Consider the following 15,039-nt stretch of genomic DNA (forward strand, 5'->3'; position numbering starts at 1 on the left):
AGAGGACGACTCGTGAAAAGAGACATCAAAGTAGCATCGGTGCAGTTTAACCATCATGCCGGCGACAAAGCTTACAACCTGTCGGTGATTGAGCAATACGTTCAACAAGCAGCGGGCAGTGGCGTGGAGATCATCAGCTTCCCAGAGATGTGTATTACTGGCTACTGGCATGTATCTACGTTAGGACGAGATGAAATTGAAGCTCTTGCTGAGCCAGTACCGAGCGGCGAATCCACTCAACAGCTCGTTTCGTTGGCAACACGATTTGGAATGAGCGTTGGTGCGGGCTTGATAGAGCAGGGCGAGGATGGCGAGTTATACAACACTTATGTATTTGCGATGCCTAATGGTGAGGTACAAAAACATCGCAAATTGCACACTTTCGTAAGCCCATATATGAGCAGCGGCGATCAATACACTGTGTTTGATACGCCTCACGGATGCAAAGTGGGTATCTTGATTTGTTGGGATAACAACTTGGTTGAGAACGTTCGAATTACCGCATTGAAAGGAGCCGATATATTGATTGCACCCCATCAGACGGGCGGTTGCCAATCACGTAGCCCAAATGCCATGAAGCGAATTAACCCGGAACTATGGTTTAACCGAGATGTAAACCTGGAAGCGATTCGAGCTGAAATGCAGGGCAAGAATGGTCGCGAGTGGTTGATGCGTTGGCTACCGGCAAGAGCGCACGACAACGGCATGTTTATAGTGTTCAGCAATGGTGTGGGTGTGGATATGGATGAAGTCAGAACTGGCAATGCGATGATCCTAAGCCCTTATGGTGAAATTATTACTGAGACAGACTGTGTTGATAACGACATGGTGATTGCGGATTTGAAAGCGCAAGAGCTAGAGATGTGTACCGGGAGACGCTGGATTCGTGGTCGTAAGCCAGAGTTATATCATTCACTTACACAGCCTCTTGGTCATGAACTGGACCCACACCAAGCGCGTTTTGCAGATAAATAATGTTGAAGGTGCTGGTGGGTAAAGTGAGTGAATAGTGGGTAAATGGGGGAAGGGGAGTTCTAAGCTTTAAATGTAGTCTCCCCACTTAAATCGTTTTTAAGTGGGGAGACTATCTACACAGAAATAAGCAATTGCCTATGTTTAGTGGCGGGTTCGAGACGAAGTAAGATCAGCAGCTCGTAGTTGAGCAATCGCTTTGGCAAGTTCAAGCTGAGCTTGCGCAAAGTTAACGTCCACGTTGCCCTTATTGATGTTCTCTAGAGCGGCGTGTTTCGCTTCCTCTGCACGAGCACGGTCAATATCTTTGGCGTGCAAAGCGGTATCGGCCAACACCGTCACTACATCGGGCTGAACTTCAATCATCCCGCCAGACACATAAAGCACTTCATCTTCTGCTTTTGGGTCCGTGACAAATACTGTCACGCCCGGTTTTATTTTGCTGAGAAGCGGGGAGTGACCGGGACGTATCCCGAGTTCACCATCTGCTCCAGAAACGGCTAGGGCATATGCCGGCCCTGAAAACAGCGTACCTTCCGCACTTACGATATTAAGTTGAAATGTATTGTCTGTAATTCCAATAGCCATGATGCACCTACCTGTTAGAGTGATTTCGCTTTTTCAAGCACTTCGTCGATAGAGCCACAGTACAAGAATGCTTGCTCTGGAATGTCGTCGTATTCACCATTTAATAGGCCTTTGAAGCCTCTTAGCGTTTCGCTGAGTGGTACAAACACACCTTTCTGACCAGTGAAGACTTCCGCTACGTGGTAAGGCTGAGTTAAGAAACGTTCAATCTTACGAGCGCGAGATACGACCTGCTTATCTTGTGTAGAAAGCTCATCCATACCAAGAATCGCGATGATGTCTTTAAGCTCTTTGTAACGTTGCAACGTGGTTTGAACCGTTTGTGCAATGTCGTAGTGTTCTTGTCCTACGATTAGTGGGTCCAATTGACGTGACGTTGAATCTAGCGGGTCAATCGCAGGGTATAGACCCAGTGCCGCGATGTTACGAGACAGTACAACAGTCGCATCTAAGTGAGCAAAGGTCGTTGCTGGCGATGGGTCAGTTAAGTCATCCGCAGGTACGTATACCGCCTGGATAGAGGTGATAGAGCCCTGTTTTGTTGACGTGATACGCTCTTGAAGTACACCCATCTCTTCCGCCAATGTTGGCTGGTAACCAACAGCTGAAGGCATACGACCTAAGAGCGCAGATACTTCTGTCCCTGCAAGTGTGTAACGGTAGATGTTATCGATGAATAACAGTACGTCGCGGCCTTCATCACGGAAGCGTTCAGCCATCGTTAGGCCAGTAAGCGCAACACGTAGACGGTTACCCGGTGGCTCGTTCATTTGGCCGTAAACCATGGCAACTTTGTCTAGTACGCCGGCTTCTTTCATCTCGTAGTAGAAGTCATTACCTTCACGAGTACGTTCACCTACACCGGTAAATACAGACAAACCTGAGTGAGCTTTGGCGATGTTGTTGATAAGCTCCATCATGTTGACGGTTTTACCTACACCGGCACCACCAAACAGACCAATTTTACCGCCTTTAGCGAATGGACAGATAAGGTCGATAACCTTAACACCTGTCTCAAGCAATTCAGTGCTGTTCGCCTGTTCTTCATAAGAAGGGGCTTCGCGGTGGATCTCGTAGTTCTCTTTTTGGCCGATTTCGCCACATTCATCGATAGGTTGGCCAAGCACATTCATGATACGGCCTAGTGTTTCTTCACCTACCGGAACCGTGATTGGAGAGCCTGTGTTTTCAACGGTTAGGCCACGACGCAAGCCGTCGGATGTACCCATCGCAATACAGCGAACAATGTTGCCGCCAAGTTGCTGTTGAACTTCTAATACTAGCGAGCTTGCTTCGTCGCTAGTGACTTTCAATGCATCATAAACACGTGGGCTGTTATTGCCGCTAAACTCGACGTCGACCACCGCGCCGATCACTTTTACTATTTTTCCTACACTCATGTGTAATTCCTCAAATTCTATTCTGACCCGCTCTTGTCTGCCCTTAGACAGCTTGAGCACCTGAGACGATTTCACTCAGCTCTTGGGTAATGGCAGCTTGTCGTGCCTTGTTGTACACCAACTGCAAATCATCGATGAGCTGGCCTGCGTTGTCGGTAGCGGCTTTCATGGCGACCATTCGGGCAGCTTGCTCACAGGCAATGCTCTCAACGATGCCTTGATACACTTGAGATTCGATGTATCGGTGTAGCAATTCAGAGAGTATGTCTCTTGGCGCTTGCTCATAGATGTAGTCCCAACGACGTTCTTTCTTGGCTTCACCGTCTGCCTCCGAGTCGGAAGGGTGGGGGAGAAGCTGTAAAGTCGTTGGAGCTTGAACCATGGTGTTAACGAACTGGTTGTAGACCAGATACAAGCTGTCGATTTTGCCTTCGTCATAGTGACCAAGCATCGCGTTAACCGTACCTAAGATGTCTTCTAACTTAGGTGCGTCACCTAGGCCTGACGTTTGTGCGATAACATTGCCGCCACGTTGGAAAAATGAGATAGCTTTTGAACCAATTAAGGTGGTTTCTACCTCAACACCTTTAGCACGCCATTGCTCCATTTCTTCCAGCACTTTCTTGAACAAGTTAGAGTTCAAGCCACCACATAATCCGCGGTCAGACGAAATAATGATGTAAGCCACGCGTTTAGGTTCACGCTGTTGAAGGTAAGGGTGCTGGTATTCCAGCGACCCTGATGCAACATGGGAGATAACCTTACGCATGTTTTCGGCATATGGTCGCGTCTGCGTCATGTTGTCTTGAACCTTGCGCATCTTACTTGCCGCGACCATTTCCATTGCACTTGTGATTTTCTGAGTGTTACTAACACTGGCTATCTTGGTGCGAATTTCTTTAGTACTTGCCATAATCTGCTCCTATTTGTTTTTGTTTCCAGCTAACAAACCGGAGCACTTACCAAGCTTTCATCCCAACAAAACCTTCTAGAATCTCTTTAAGAGCGCTATCGATTTCGTCGTTGTAATCACCTGTCGCGTTAATCTTGTCGATCAGTGCTGGGTTTTGAGCTTTGGCGTACGCGATCAGCTCTTCTTCGAAGCGGGCTAGGTTGTTTAGCTCAACATCGACTAGGTAGCCTTTTTCAGCTGCGTAAATCACGGTAGCTTGCTCTGCAACCGACATAGGGGAGTACTGCTTTTGTTTCATCAGCTCAGTCACGCGTTCACCATGGTCAAGTTGCTTTCGCGTCATCTCATCTAGGTCAGAAGAGAACTGAGCGAATGCCGCCAATTCACGGTATTGAGCCAGTGAAGTACGGATACCACCAGATAGCTTCTTGATGATCTTGCACTGCGCTGCACCACCCACACGAGATACTGAAATACCTGGGTCAACGGCTGGACGTAAGCCTGCGTTGAATAGTTGAGTCTGTAGGAAAACCTGACCATCGGTAATCGAGATTACGTTGGTTGGTACGAATGCCGATACATCGCCTGCTTGAGTTTCAATGATAGGAAGCGCCGTTAATGAGCCTGTTTGGCCTTTTACTTCACCGTTAGTGAACTTCTCTACATACTCTGCATTGACTCGTGCTGCGCGTTCTAGCAGGCGTGAGTGAAGGTAGAATACGTCGCCAGGGAAGGCTTCACGACCCGGTGGGCGTTTAAGTAGCAATGAGATTTGGCGGTATGCGACCGCTTGTTTGGACAGGTCATCGTAGATGATCAGTGCATCTTCACCACGGTCACGGAAGTATTCGCCCATGGTACAACCCGCGTAGGGTGCTAAGTATTGAAGCGCTGCTGATTCTGATGCTGATGCGACAACTACGATAGTGTTCTTAAGCGCGTCGTGCTCTTCGAGTTTGCGAACCACGTTAGCGATGGTTGATGCTTTTTGACCAATCGCCACATACACACATTTAATGCCTGAGTCTTTTTGGTTGATGATAGCGTCGATTGCTAATGCTGTTTTACCTGTCTGACGGTCACCAATGATCAGTTCACGTTGACCACGACCGATAGGCACCATGGTATCTACCGCTTTGTAGCCAGTCTGAATAGGCTGGTCTACAGACTTACGTTCAATTACACCAGGGGCAATCACTTCTACAGGGTCAAGACGGTCACAACTTACTGGACCTTTACCATCAATTGGCTCACCTAGAGTGTTTACTACACGGCCCAGAAGCCCATTACCGACTGGGACTTCCAAGATACGCCCAGTGCCTTTTACTTTCATGCCTTCAGAAAGGTCAATGTAAGGACCCATTACCACCGCACCAACAGAGTGGGTGTCTAGGTTAAGTGCAAGTGCGTATTTGCCACCAGGTAGTTCAATCATCTCGCCTTGCATCACGTCTGCAAGACCGTTGATGGTGATGATGCCATCACGAACCGATACGATAGTGCCTTCGTTGCGAGCTTCAGTGCTCACGTTAAACTGCGAGATTCGTTCTCTAATTAGATCACTAATTTCATTTGAATTTAATTGCATTTTATTACCTATCTCGCGTGAAGTTGATTAGCTAATCGGCTTATTGATGTGTTCAATGAACCATCGATAACGGTTTCACCCGCCTTGATGACAATCCCACCGACCAGTGAGTCGTCAATCACCTGTTCTAATTCAACCTGACGCTCTAATTTCTTCTCAAGTGCAGCCGTTAATGAGGTAACTTGACCTGATGTAAGGCATTCTGAGCTGGTGACAGTGACAGGAATTACACGTTCATGTTCGTCCTTCAGCTCGCTGAACAAGCTAAACAAGTCTTTTACGACGGAAAGGCGACCATTCTCAGCCAACACTCGAATTAGGTTGATAACGTGTTCATCAACCAACCCTTGGCAAACGTGAATGATGAGATTGGCGAGCTGTTCAGTTTGTTGGGCGCTTGCCCCTTCTGCTGAGATAATCTGATCAGCGATCGCTTCTTCTTCCGTTACTGCCACAAGAATTGAAAGCATCGAGTGCCACTCTTGTAACTTGTTTTCACCCAAAGCAAAGTCGAATGAGGCTTTGGCGTAGGGATGAGCAATATTGGTGTAATCTGACATACTGCCTCCGCTTACAGTTCGCTAATGAGTTGGTCAACTAACGCTCGGTTCGTTTCTGAATCTAGGTTTTTGTTGATCAGTTTCTGTGCACTTTGAATAACAGCGTCTGCCATGTCTGCCTGAAGTTCACGACGTAACTTTTGACGCTCACTTTCTAGTTCGGCTCTGCCTTGCTCTAAGATGCGAGCTTTTTCTTGCTCTGCTTCTTCGTGCGCTAAGCTGATGATTTCATTGCGGCGTTTTTTGCCTTGTTCAATCAGTTCAGTGACGTTGCGTTTTGCATCTTCGACAATTTGTGCGCCATTGGATTTTGCTAGTTCTAGCTCTTTCGCTGCATTCTCTGAATGGCGTAAACCATCAGCAATTTCTTTTTGGCGCTCGTCTAACATTGCGGTGAGAGGGGGCCATACATATTTCATGCATAGCCAAACAAAAATCACGAATGAGATTGCTTGCCCGAACATGCTTGCATTTAAGTTCATACCTTCCTCGCTAAATCTTGATTAATTACAAATTGATCTTTTCAAAGCTTTTTGATTAAGCCACGGCGAAGATGATGTATAGACCGATACCAACACCGATCATTGGTACTGCATCCACAAGACCCATCATGATGAAGAATTGAGTACGAAGCATTGGAGTAAGGTCTGGTTGACGAGCAACACCCTCAAGGTATTTACCTGCCAAGTTACCAATACCTGACGCTGCACCTGCCGCACCTAAACCAATCAGTAATGCACCTGCTACATATAAAACTGCGCTTACGATATCCATTTGTATCTCCGATAAATAATTTGTTAGTTAAATTTTTAGTTATTAATTAGTGGTGTTCTTCTGTTGCCATACCTAAATAAACAACGGTCAGTACCATAAATATAAATGCTTGTAAGAATACGATTAATATGTGGAATAGTGCCCAAGGAACACTCAGTGCCCATTGCATCCACCATGGCATTAATGCGATAAGAATAAATATCATCTCACCTGCATACATGTTTCCGAATAATCGTAAGCCTAGTGATATAGGTTTTGAAATTAATGTTATTAATTCAAGAACTAAGTTAACAGGGTATAAAAGAGGGTTATCAAATGGCTGAGTAGTAAGCTCTTTGATAAAGCCTTTCAATCCTTTATTTTTAAATGTATAAGTCAACAGTAAGATAAATACACCGAGTGCCATCGACATTGGAATATTTACATCCGCCGTTGGTAGATCTCTAAAGTGTTCTAGACCCATTGCACGACTTAATGCTGGTATGAAATCTATTGGTAATAAATCGACCGCGTTCATCAACAACACCCAAACAAAAGTGGTTAATGCCAGTGGTCCTATTAATTTATCCTCCGCTTGAAAAATCTCTTTTACTAGGTTGTTTACAAAATCAAATATCAGTTCGATAAAACATTGAAATCGACCTGGAACACCGCTGGTGCCCTTGGTCACTACGTATCGAAACGCTCCAATAAACAGTAAACCCGTAATCCAAGATACCAACATCGAGTCGATGTTGAACGCCCAGAAACCATCACCTGTAGTTAAGAAGGTTAAGTGATGCTCTATGTATTCGTGAGCGGTAGTTACTTGATCCATACTACACGTACTCCGATCTTGTAGAGGCAGTAATAAATGGTGTTAAGAAGTACCCAACCATCGTGAGAATATATGCGTACAATATTACTGGGTTATCCAATTTGAAAAACTGGAATGCCAAGATAAACATTAAGAACGTATAAGTTATTTTCACGACACGACTCATTTGCATTAAGTCACGTAAACTATAATTAGGGTTCTTGCGCACCTTTAGGCTTGCATATATAAAACCAAACAGCGGAGGTAGCATCGCAATAACAATGCCCAAAGCCGATGATTCCATATCTACTTTATTACCAAAAAACACTTCATATAAAACTACACCGACGGCTAATACTATTTGGCAGAGAACAACTCTTTTAGCAGCAACAAGAATGTCACCACTTATCCCGTTAAGCCTCATAATAAAACCTTATATTTAACAGTGTAAGCTCATATAAAACACAGTTTGAATATGTCTTGCTACTCGCATTTACTTGTTAATAAAACTTTGCTTGTTAACAAAGATATAATCTTGCTGGTTTTATATCTCCTGACGAAATAGAACGATATAAACTAATTCGCTCTCGTTTCGACAAAATATAAACTACGCCTAAAATTATGTGATCAAAACGACAAATATCGACATCAATAATTCCATTTTTGAAATAGGTGCTTTTCATTTATGAAAGTAATAATTCTGTCACTTTAATCATGAATATTTCAGATGCTTTATTGATAACTTGAAGTATTAAGAATTGCCTGAATAATTCAGAGTCACGATAAGTGAGGTTAAGGTGGTTAATTTATACTTTTCATGCACTTAAAGATTGTTTCCACAAGGGTAAGAGTCGGGCGATAGATGTGTGATTTCTTCACTATTTCGTTATTTATAACGAGCAGCGTGCGTTTATTTACGCAGAAATATATATTTTTTATCTATTACTCATGAAGCGTGGAAAAACTGTGTCACATCAATGGTTATCCACGTTTTTGTTACTCATTGAGGTATTTATTGCCGGTTATATTGGAAGGTGAGGGGAAGAATTGAGAGTGTTAAAACCGTTTTTATGAAGTCCAAACCTTACTTCATAGCCCGTTGATTGTGGTTGATGAGAACAGATAAAGCGTATTCTGAAGTAACAAGTGGCGGTGACGCACTGCCACTTGTTAAATTTTGCTTATGGCGCTTCATAACTTAGATATTGAATACACAAATCATGAAATGCTTGCGCTTGGGGTGAGATCGTACGGTCAGATAGTCGGAATATCCCAATTTGACGCTGTAAAGGCGGGTCGATCAAAGGAATCCACACCAAACGTGTTTCATTGGTTGGGAAAGCAAGCTTAGGCAGTGTGGTTACCCCAATGCCTAATTCCAACACAGAAAATAGAGAAGTGATGTTTTCTACCGAATACAGGGCTTGCTCGCTGAGCATACGTGCAGGTGTTGGATCGAGTAGGGTACAAGTCCCGTTGCGAATGAACGGCTGTTTTAACAAAGTTTGCCATTCTATGCCCTCGGATTGAGCGGCAATTGGGTTGTCCTTTAAGCAGACCACACCGATAGGATCGGAAAGAAGTGGAGTGAAGTCGATACTCTCTTCTTCTAAATGGGAAGTATTGCCTAGGGCGACATCCACTTCTCCAGAAAGTAATCTTGCTTCTACACCTGCCGCATTATCATCAATCAGGCTCACCTCAACGTTTGGGTATTGCTCACAAAAGGCCCCTAACACGCTAGGGATCAATTTGGCTGCAACCGACGGCACGCTCGCTATTCGAACTCTTCCTTGTTGCCCAGCCGCCGCTGCACGCAAGTCATTGTCTAGTGCTTTGTAAACATTCAAGAATTGGATAATTTTTGGTAGGCATATTTCACCGAAAGGTGTCAGCGTAGATTTATTGCCTGTTTCAAACAGTGGCTGACCGAGTATTTTCTCAAGCTCTTTTATCGAAGTAGACAGTGCCGCCTGAGAGCGATTAGCTCGGTGAGAAGCCGCTCGAAATCCACCTTCTTCGACGACTAAAACAAAATGTTTTAACTGTTGTAGCTTAATACTCATGACTTCGATCCCTCTCTAGCCCTTGCTATACCTTACTTTTTGCAAGGTGATAGATTTTACTTATCAAATGCACAAAATTTACCGTTAGATTTATCAGGCGTCAAGGTGCAGTATTTAACCATCTTGAAACATAGTTGTTACAAAGTTGGATGGAATCGTGAACGCACAAACTAAAAAACACCCAGTAAAAACCGCTCTTTTTGCTTCAAAAGCACCACTAGAGTGGGCAATCGTTAATAACGGCACTCTATACACGGCTCAGATTCCAATTGATGAAACGGGCGCAGTCGTAGAAGGCGGTATTGAAGCGCAAACGCGTCAGACTTTTAACAACCTTGTTCATACCTTGGAGTGTGCAGGCGAATCGATGGATTCTGTGCTGCAGGTTCTGATCTACGTGACTGACCGTGAGTACCTGAAAACGGTAAACAGCGTATACGGAGAATACTTCAACGCACCTTATCCAAACCGTGCAGCAGTCGTTGTTGCAGGGCTAGCTAGAGAAGAGATGTTGGTTGAGTTCGTGGTTTATGCATCGGCGTCTCAACCTGAATAAATGGACTGTGAACTGAGGCAATCAGCGAATCAAAGCTGTTTGTCTATGCAGATCTTTATTGATACAAGCGAATGGTTTTACGTCTAGATACAAAATTAATACTTATTCTCTATATAAATTAACAATTTATTAATTAATCCGATGGTTGCCAGACTCAACCGCAACCTAACGTTACAAGGACAGAATGATGACTCAATTACAGAATGTTCAAGCAGAAAACGCACTTTATATTGGCGGCGAATGGCAAGCGGGTGTAAGCACCGTTGCGAACATTAACCCATCAGACATTTCTGAAAACATTGGTAACTTTGCACAAGCAAGTGCAGAGCAAGTTCAACAAGCGATTTCAGCGGCAAAATACGCTCAACCAGAGTGGGAAAAAACACCGATTGAACGCAAGCAAGCCGTGCTTCAAGCCATTGGTGATGAGCTGATTGCCCGTTGTGGTGAGTTGGGTACTTTGCTTTCTCGTGAAGAAGGTAAGCCTTTTGCTGAAGGTCGTGGTGAGATTTACCGTGCAGGTCAGTTCTTCCAATACTTTGCGGCTGAAGTGCTACGCCAAATTGGTGACAACGCAGACTCAGTACGACCTGGCGTTTCTGTTGAAGTGACTCGTGAGGCGGTAGGCGTAATCGGCATTATCTCACCTTGGAACTTCCCGACTGCAACTGCTGCTTGGAAGATTGCTCCAGCGCTTGCCTTCGGTAACAGCGTTATCTGGAAGCCAGCCAACCTAACACCAGCAAGTGCCGTTGCGCTTACTGAGATCATCCACCGCCAAGGTATCCCAGCAGGTACGTTCAACCTTGTTCTTGGTAGCGGTTCAACGGTTGGTGATGCGCTGATCAACTCTAAAGAAGTGAACGGTGTCAGCTTTACTGGTTCTGTTGATACAGGTCGTAAAGTAGCAGCAGCTACCGCGCCAAATTTCGTTCGTTGCCAATTGGAAATGGGTAGTAAGAACGCGCTGGTTATTGCTGATGATGCAGACATTCAAACCGCAGTTGAAGCGACCATTGCAGGTTCTTTCTCTGGTGCAGGTCAAAAATGTACAGCGTCTTCTCGTCTCGTGGTTATGGATAGCGTTCACGACCAATACGTTGAAGCACTGATTAAACGTATGGGCGAGCTGAAAGTGGGTCACGCATTAGAAGAGGGCGTGTTCATGGGCCCTGTTGTTGATGGCAACCAGCTTGAAGCGAACCTAGGTTGGGTTGAGAAAGCGCGTCAAAGCGGTGGTGAGCTGGCATTTGGTGGTGAACGCTTGAGCATGCAACACGAAGGTTTCTACATGTCTCCAACGTTGTTCTTGAACACTAAGAACGATTGGGAAGTGAACCAAGAAGAAGTATTTGCACCGATGGCAAGCGTGATTCGAGTAGCTGACTTAGATGAAGCGATTGCAACCACTAACGACACTCGCTTTGGCCTAACAGGCGGCATCATCACTCAAAGCCTACGTACTAGCGCACTGTTCAAGCAACAAGCACAAACAGGCTGTGTGATGGTCAACCTACCAACTGCAGGTACCGATTACCACGTACCGTTTGGCGGCCGCAAAGAGTCTAGCTTCGGTCCTCGTGAGCAAGGTCAATACGCGAAAGAGTTCTACACAGTAGTTAAGACGGCTTACCAGCGTCCTTACTAATCGGCTCTATATAAGAATTGGATAGCTGAAGACATTAAGTCCCTCGCTATCCAGCTATCGAATTGGCCTGATTCTCAGAGTCAGGTCAACATTCAAACCTAATCAGAAATAACAGTAGATAAGTGATTTAACCCTTTTTTGAAAACATGTTACTTGAGCGTTTTTTCAAAACCGAGCTAGAACACTGAGCTTTCAATAGGAGTGGTTATGTACCAGCAACGGATTGTTATAGATGGATTGCAATACTGCAATTGGAACAGAGAATATTTCCAAACACTAAAGGCGAGCGGCGTTACAGCAGTTCACGCTACCGCGGTTTACCACGAGACAGCTCGTGAAACCTTATCTCGCTTTGCAGAGTGGAACTTAAGATTCGAGCAGAATGCAGACCTTATCATGCCGATTCACTCAATGGCTGATGTTGAGACTGCAAAAGCGACCGGCAAAGTCGGTATTTTCCTAGGCGCTCAGAACTGTTCTCCAATCGACGATGAGATTGGTCTTATCGAAGTGATGCGTAAGCAGGGTCTATTGATCATGCAACTGACGTACAACAACCAGAGCTTATTAGCGACGGGTTGTTACGAGAAGAACGACACCGGTATTACTCGTTTCGGAAAACAAGCCATCGAAGAGATGAACCGAGTGGGCATGATCATCGATATGTCTCACAGTGCAGAACGCTCAACACTTGAAGCGATTGACTTGTCTTCTCGCCCTATTTGTATCAGCCACGCGAACCCGACGTTTGCTCACGATGCACTGCGCAACAAATCAAACGATGTGATTAAAGCACTCACCGCTCGTGGTGGCTTAATCGGATTCAGTTTATACCCATTCCACCTACCTAATGGTAGCCAATGTACCTTGGAAGACTTCTGCCAGATGGTTGCGACTACTGCTGACATGGTAGGCGTTGAACATCTGGGTATTGGCAGTGACCTGTGTTTAAACCAACCTCAAGCCGTTCTTGAATGGATGAGAAATGGTCGTTGGTCTAAAGCGATGGACTACGGTGAAGGCTCGGCAAGCAATTCAGGTTGGCCTGATGCCCTGCCTTGGTTCTGTGGTAGTTCAGGTATGGAAAACATATATAACGGATTGATGCGTCACGGCTTTAGCGAGTCTGAAGCTGGACAAGTCTTAGGAGAAAACTGGTTTAACTTTTTGAAAGATGGCTTAGAGCCTCACAGCCAAAGTTAAGCTGCGCTTCTTACTAATAAGCATCTAACGAGCAGTCTGCTAAACACGTTCACTTAGTGAGAATTGCTTCATCAAATTCACAATTTAAAAGGAACAACGGTCTATTTCGCAACGCGGTAACCCAAACATGGATTAGCCTGCCCAACACAAAAAATAATAGGGCAGGTGTTAAATACACCCTTGTAGTCATCATTTTTATGACAGCTGCAAAGAAACCTCTGGAGTCAGAGTATGTCTGATTTAACCAATAGCGTGAAATCTCCAAGCTTAAATGCGGGTCAAGCACACACAACACGTAATGCAAAAAACAACACAAACCAGTCTGAATCTACGTCAGACAAATTAGGGTTATCCAACCCAGCACTTTGGTACAGCGGCGGCTTTATCGCTCTGTTCGTGACACTTGCTTTATTTGACGGCGAGCTACTATCAAGCCTAGTAAACACAGGCTTTGCGTGGTCGGTAAAAGTATTCGGTCCTTACTGGCAAATGCTTCTTCTTCTGACCTTTCTTATTGGTCTTGGCCTAGCGGCAGGGCGAACAGGTAAGGTTATCCTTGGCGGCATCGCGAAACCTGAAATGGACGGCTTCCGTTGGATGGCGATCATCTTCTGTACGTTACTTGCAGGTGGCGGTGTATTTTGGGCTGCAGCAGAGCCGATTGCTCACTACGTTAGTCCACCACCATTGTACGGTGCGCAAGAGAACGCACAGCAAGGTGCGGTGAACGCTTTATCACAATCTTTCATGCACTGGGGGTTCCTAGCATGGGCAATCGTAGGCAGCTTAACGTCTATTGTGGTTATGCACCTTCACTACGACAAAGGCTTACCGCTTAAACCTCGTATTTTACTTTACCCGGTATTGGGCGAGCGTGCACTGAAAGGTCACACCGGTGCTCTGATTGATGCATGTTGTATTGTCGCGGTAGCGGCGGGCACCATTGGTCCAATCGGGTTCTTGGGCTTACAAGTTAGCTATGCACTGAACGCACTGTTTGAGATTCCAGATGGCTTCACAACGCAGCTTATCATCATCTTGTTCGCTATCGTTCTATACACAATGTCGGCACTCAGCGGTCTAAACCGTGGAATGCAAATGCTAAGCCGATACAACGTGATTCTGGCGATGGCATTGATGGTTTACATCCTGATCTTTGGCCCTACAAACTTTATCTTTAACGGCTACATTCAAGGTGTAGGCAGCATGATCGATAACTTCATCCCAATGGCAACATACCGTGGTGATGAGGGGTGGTTGAGCTGGTGGACCGTGTTCTTCTGGGGTTGGTTCTTAGGTTACGGCCCAATGATGGCAATCTTCATCGCACGTATCTCTCGCGGTCGTAGTATTCGCCAATTGGTTTCAACCATCAGCTTAGTAGCTCCGTTTGTTACTTGTTTCTGGTTCACGATTGTTGGTGGCTCAGGTCTTGCGTTCGAAATCGCAGATCCAGGCAGCGTAAGTAAAGCGTTCGAAGGCTTTAACTTACCAGGTGCTCTGCTAGCGGTAACTCAGCAGCTTCCAATGCCGATGCTTATCTCTATCTTGTTCCTGATCTTAACCACGATTTTCATCGTAACGACTGGCGACTCAATGACTTACACCATCAGTGTTGTAATCAGTGGTGAGACAGAACCGAATGCAATCATCCGTACTTTCTGGGGCGTGATGATGGGCGTAACAGCGTTGATTCTGATTTCGCTAGGCTCTGGTGGTATTTCAGCGCTGCAATCGTTCATCGTAATTACAGCGGTTCCGGTGTCCTTAATCTTACTGCCATCGCTTTGGAATGCGCCTCAAATCGCAATCAAGATGGCGAAAGAGCAGGGTCTATAAAGAAACTGCTGAAAAAACGTTCTCTAAAAATGTAAGAGAAACAAGGTATCAGCCTTTGAAATTAGGCTGATACCAGATTCCGAAAGGAAGAGAAAACCCGTACTGGTGAAGATACATCGGGCGGCAAACTATTTAG

Annotated in this window: 15 protein-coding genes; 5 read left to right on the forward strand and 10 right to left on the reverse strand. The window is 45.3% G+C overall.

Features of this window, described 5'->3' with window-relative positions; translation table 11 throughout:
- Positions 1-12: 12 nt before the first annotated feature.
- On the forward strand, positions 13-975 hold the full coding sequence (locus L0991_14620; GenBank protein ID XGB64790.1) for a nitrilase family protein: 963 nt from the start codon (positions 13-15) through the stop codon (positions 973-975).
- Between the two features lie 141 nt (positions 976-1,116).
- On the opposite strand, the gene atpC is transcribed toward L0991_14620, so the two are convergent.
- The 10 genes from atpC to L0991_14670 form a co-directional block, all read right to left on the reverse strand.
- Positions 1,117-1,560 (reverse strand): F0F1 ATP synthase subunit epsilon, encoded by a 444-nt coding sequence (gene atpC, locus L0991_14625; protein ID XGB64791.1) that lies wholly within the window; start codon positions 1,558-1,560, stop codon positions 1,117-1,119.
- A 14-nt stretch (positions 1,561-1,574) separates the two neighbouring features.
- Positions 1,575-2,960: a F0F1 ATP synthase subunit beta gene (atpD, locus tag L0991_14630; protein ID XGB64792.1), complete on the reverse strand. Its 1,386-nt coding sequence runs from the start codon at positions 2,958-2,960 to the stop codon at positions 1,575-1,577.
- A 43-nt stretch (positions 2,961-3,003) separates the two neighbouring features.
- Positions 3,004-3,873 carry a F0F1 ATP synthase subunit gamma gene (atpG, locus tag L0991_14635; protein XGB64793.1) on the reverse strand — a complete coding sequence of 290 codons (870 nt, stop codon included), beginning with the start codon at positions 3,871-3,873 and terminating at the stop codon, positions 3,004-3,006.
- 46 nt (positions 3,874-3,919) lie between these two features.
- Positions 3,920-5,461: a F0F1 ATP synthase subunit alpha gene (gene atpA, locus L0991_14640; protein ID XGB64794.1), complete on the reverse strand. Its 1,542-nt coding sequence runs from the start codon at positions 5,459-5,461 to the stop codon at positions 3,920-3,922.
- Between the two features lie 8 nt (positions 5,462-5,469).
- Positions 5,470-6,021, reverse strand: a complete 552-nt coding sequence (locus L0991_14645; GenBank protein XGB64795.1) for a F0F1 ATP synthase subunit delta — start codon at positions 6,019-6,021, stop codon at positions 5,470-5,472.
- 11 nt (positions 6,022-6,032) lie between these two features.
- Positions 6,033-6,503 carry a F0F1 ATP synthase subunit B gene (locus L0991_14650; GenBank protein ID XGB64796.1) on the reverse strand — a complete coding sequence of 157 codons (471 nt, stop codon included), beginning with the start codon at positions 6,501-6,503 and terminating at the stop codon, positions 6,033-6,035.
- 55 nt (positions 6,504-6,558) lie between these two features.
- Entirely contained in the window at positions 6,559-6,795 is a 237-nt protein-coding gene (gene atpE / locus L0991_14655) for a F0F1 ATP synthase subunit C (GenBank protein XGB64797.1), read from the reverse strand.
- A 46-nt stretch (positions 6,796-6,841) separates the two neighbouring features.
- Entirely contained in the window at positions 6,842-7,612 is a 771-nt protein-coding gene (gene atpB / locus L0991_14660) for a F0F1 ATP synthase subunit A (protein XGB64798.1), read from the reverse strand.
- A 1-nt stretch (position 7,613) separates the two neighbouring features.
- A complete protein-coding gene (locus tag L0991_14665) occupies positions 7,614-8,015 on the reverse strand; it encodes an ATP synthase subunit I (GenBank protein ID XGB64799.1) in 402 nt (133 codons plus the stop codon).
- 757 nt (positions 8,016-8,772) lie between these two features.
- Positions 8,773-9,657, reverse strand: coding sequence for a LysR substrate-binding domain-containing protein (locus tag L0991_14670; protein ID XGB64800.1), 885 nt, complete (start codon positions 9,655-9,657; stop codon positions 8,773-8,775).
- Positions 9,658-9,814: 157 nt separating this feature from the next.
- Here L0991_14670 and L0991_14675 point away from each other — a divergent pair, with 157 nt between their 5' ends.
- The 4 genes from L0991_14675 to L0991_14690 all read left to right on the forward strand — a co-directional run bounded on the left by L0991_14675 (position 9,815) and on the right by L0991_14690 (position 14,903).
- Positions 9,815-10,213, forward strand: a complete 399-nt coding sequence (locus tag L0991_14675) for a RidA family protein (protein ID XGB64801.1) — start codon at positions 9,815-9,817, stop codon at positions 10,211-10,213.
- A gap of 187 nt (positions 10,214-10,400) precedes the next feature.
- Positions 10,401-11,861, forward strand: coding sequence for an aldehyde dehydrogenase family protein (locus L0991_14680; protein XGB65446.1), 1,461 nt, complete (start codon positions 10,401-10,403; stop codon positions 11,859-11,861).
- 207 nt (positions 11,862-12,068) lie between these two features.
- Positions 12,069-13,064 (forward strand): dipeptidase, encoded by a 996-nt coding sequence (locus L0991_14685; GenBank protein ID XGB64802.1) that lies wholly within the window; start codon positions 12,069-12,071, stop codon positions 13,062-13,064.
- Between the two features lie 231 nt (positions 13,065-13,295).
- Entirely contained in the window at positions 13,296-14,903 is a 1,608-nt protein-coding gene (locus L0991_14690) for a BCCT family transporter (GenBank protein ID XGB64803.1), read from the forward strand.
- Positions 14,904-15,039 lie beyond the last annotated feature (136 nt).

It is taken from the genome of Vibrio chagasii, assembly GCA_041879415.1.
Classification (GTDB): Bacteria; Pseudomonadota; Gammaproteobacteria; order Enterobacterales; family Vibrionaceae; genus Vibrio.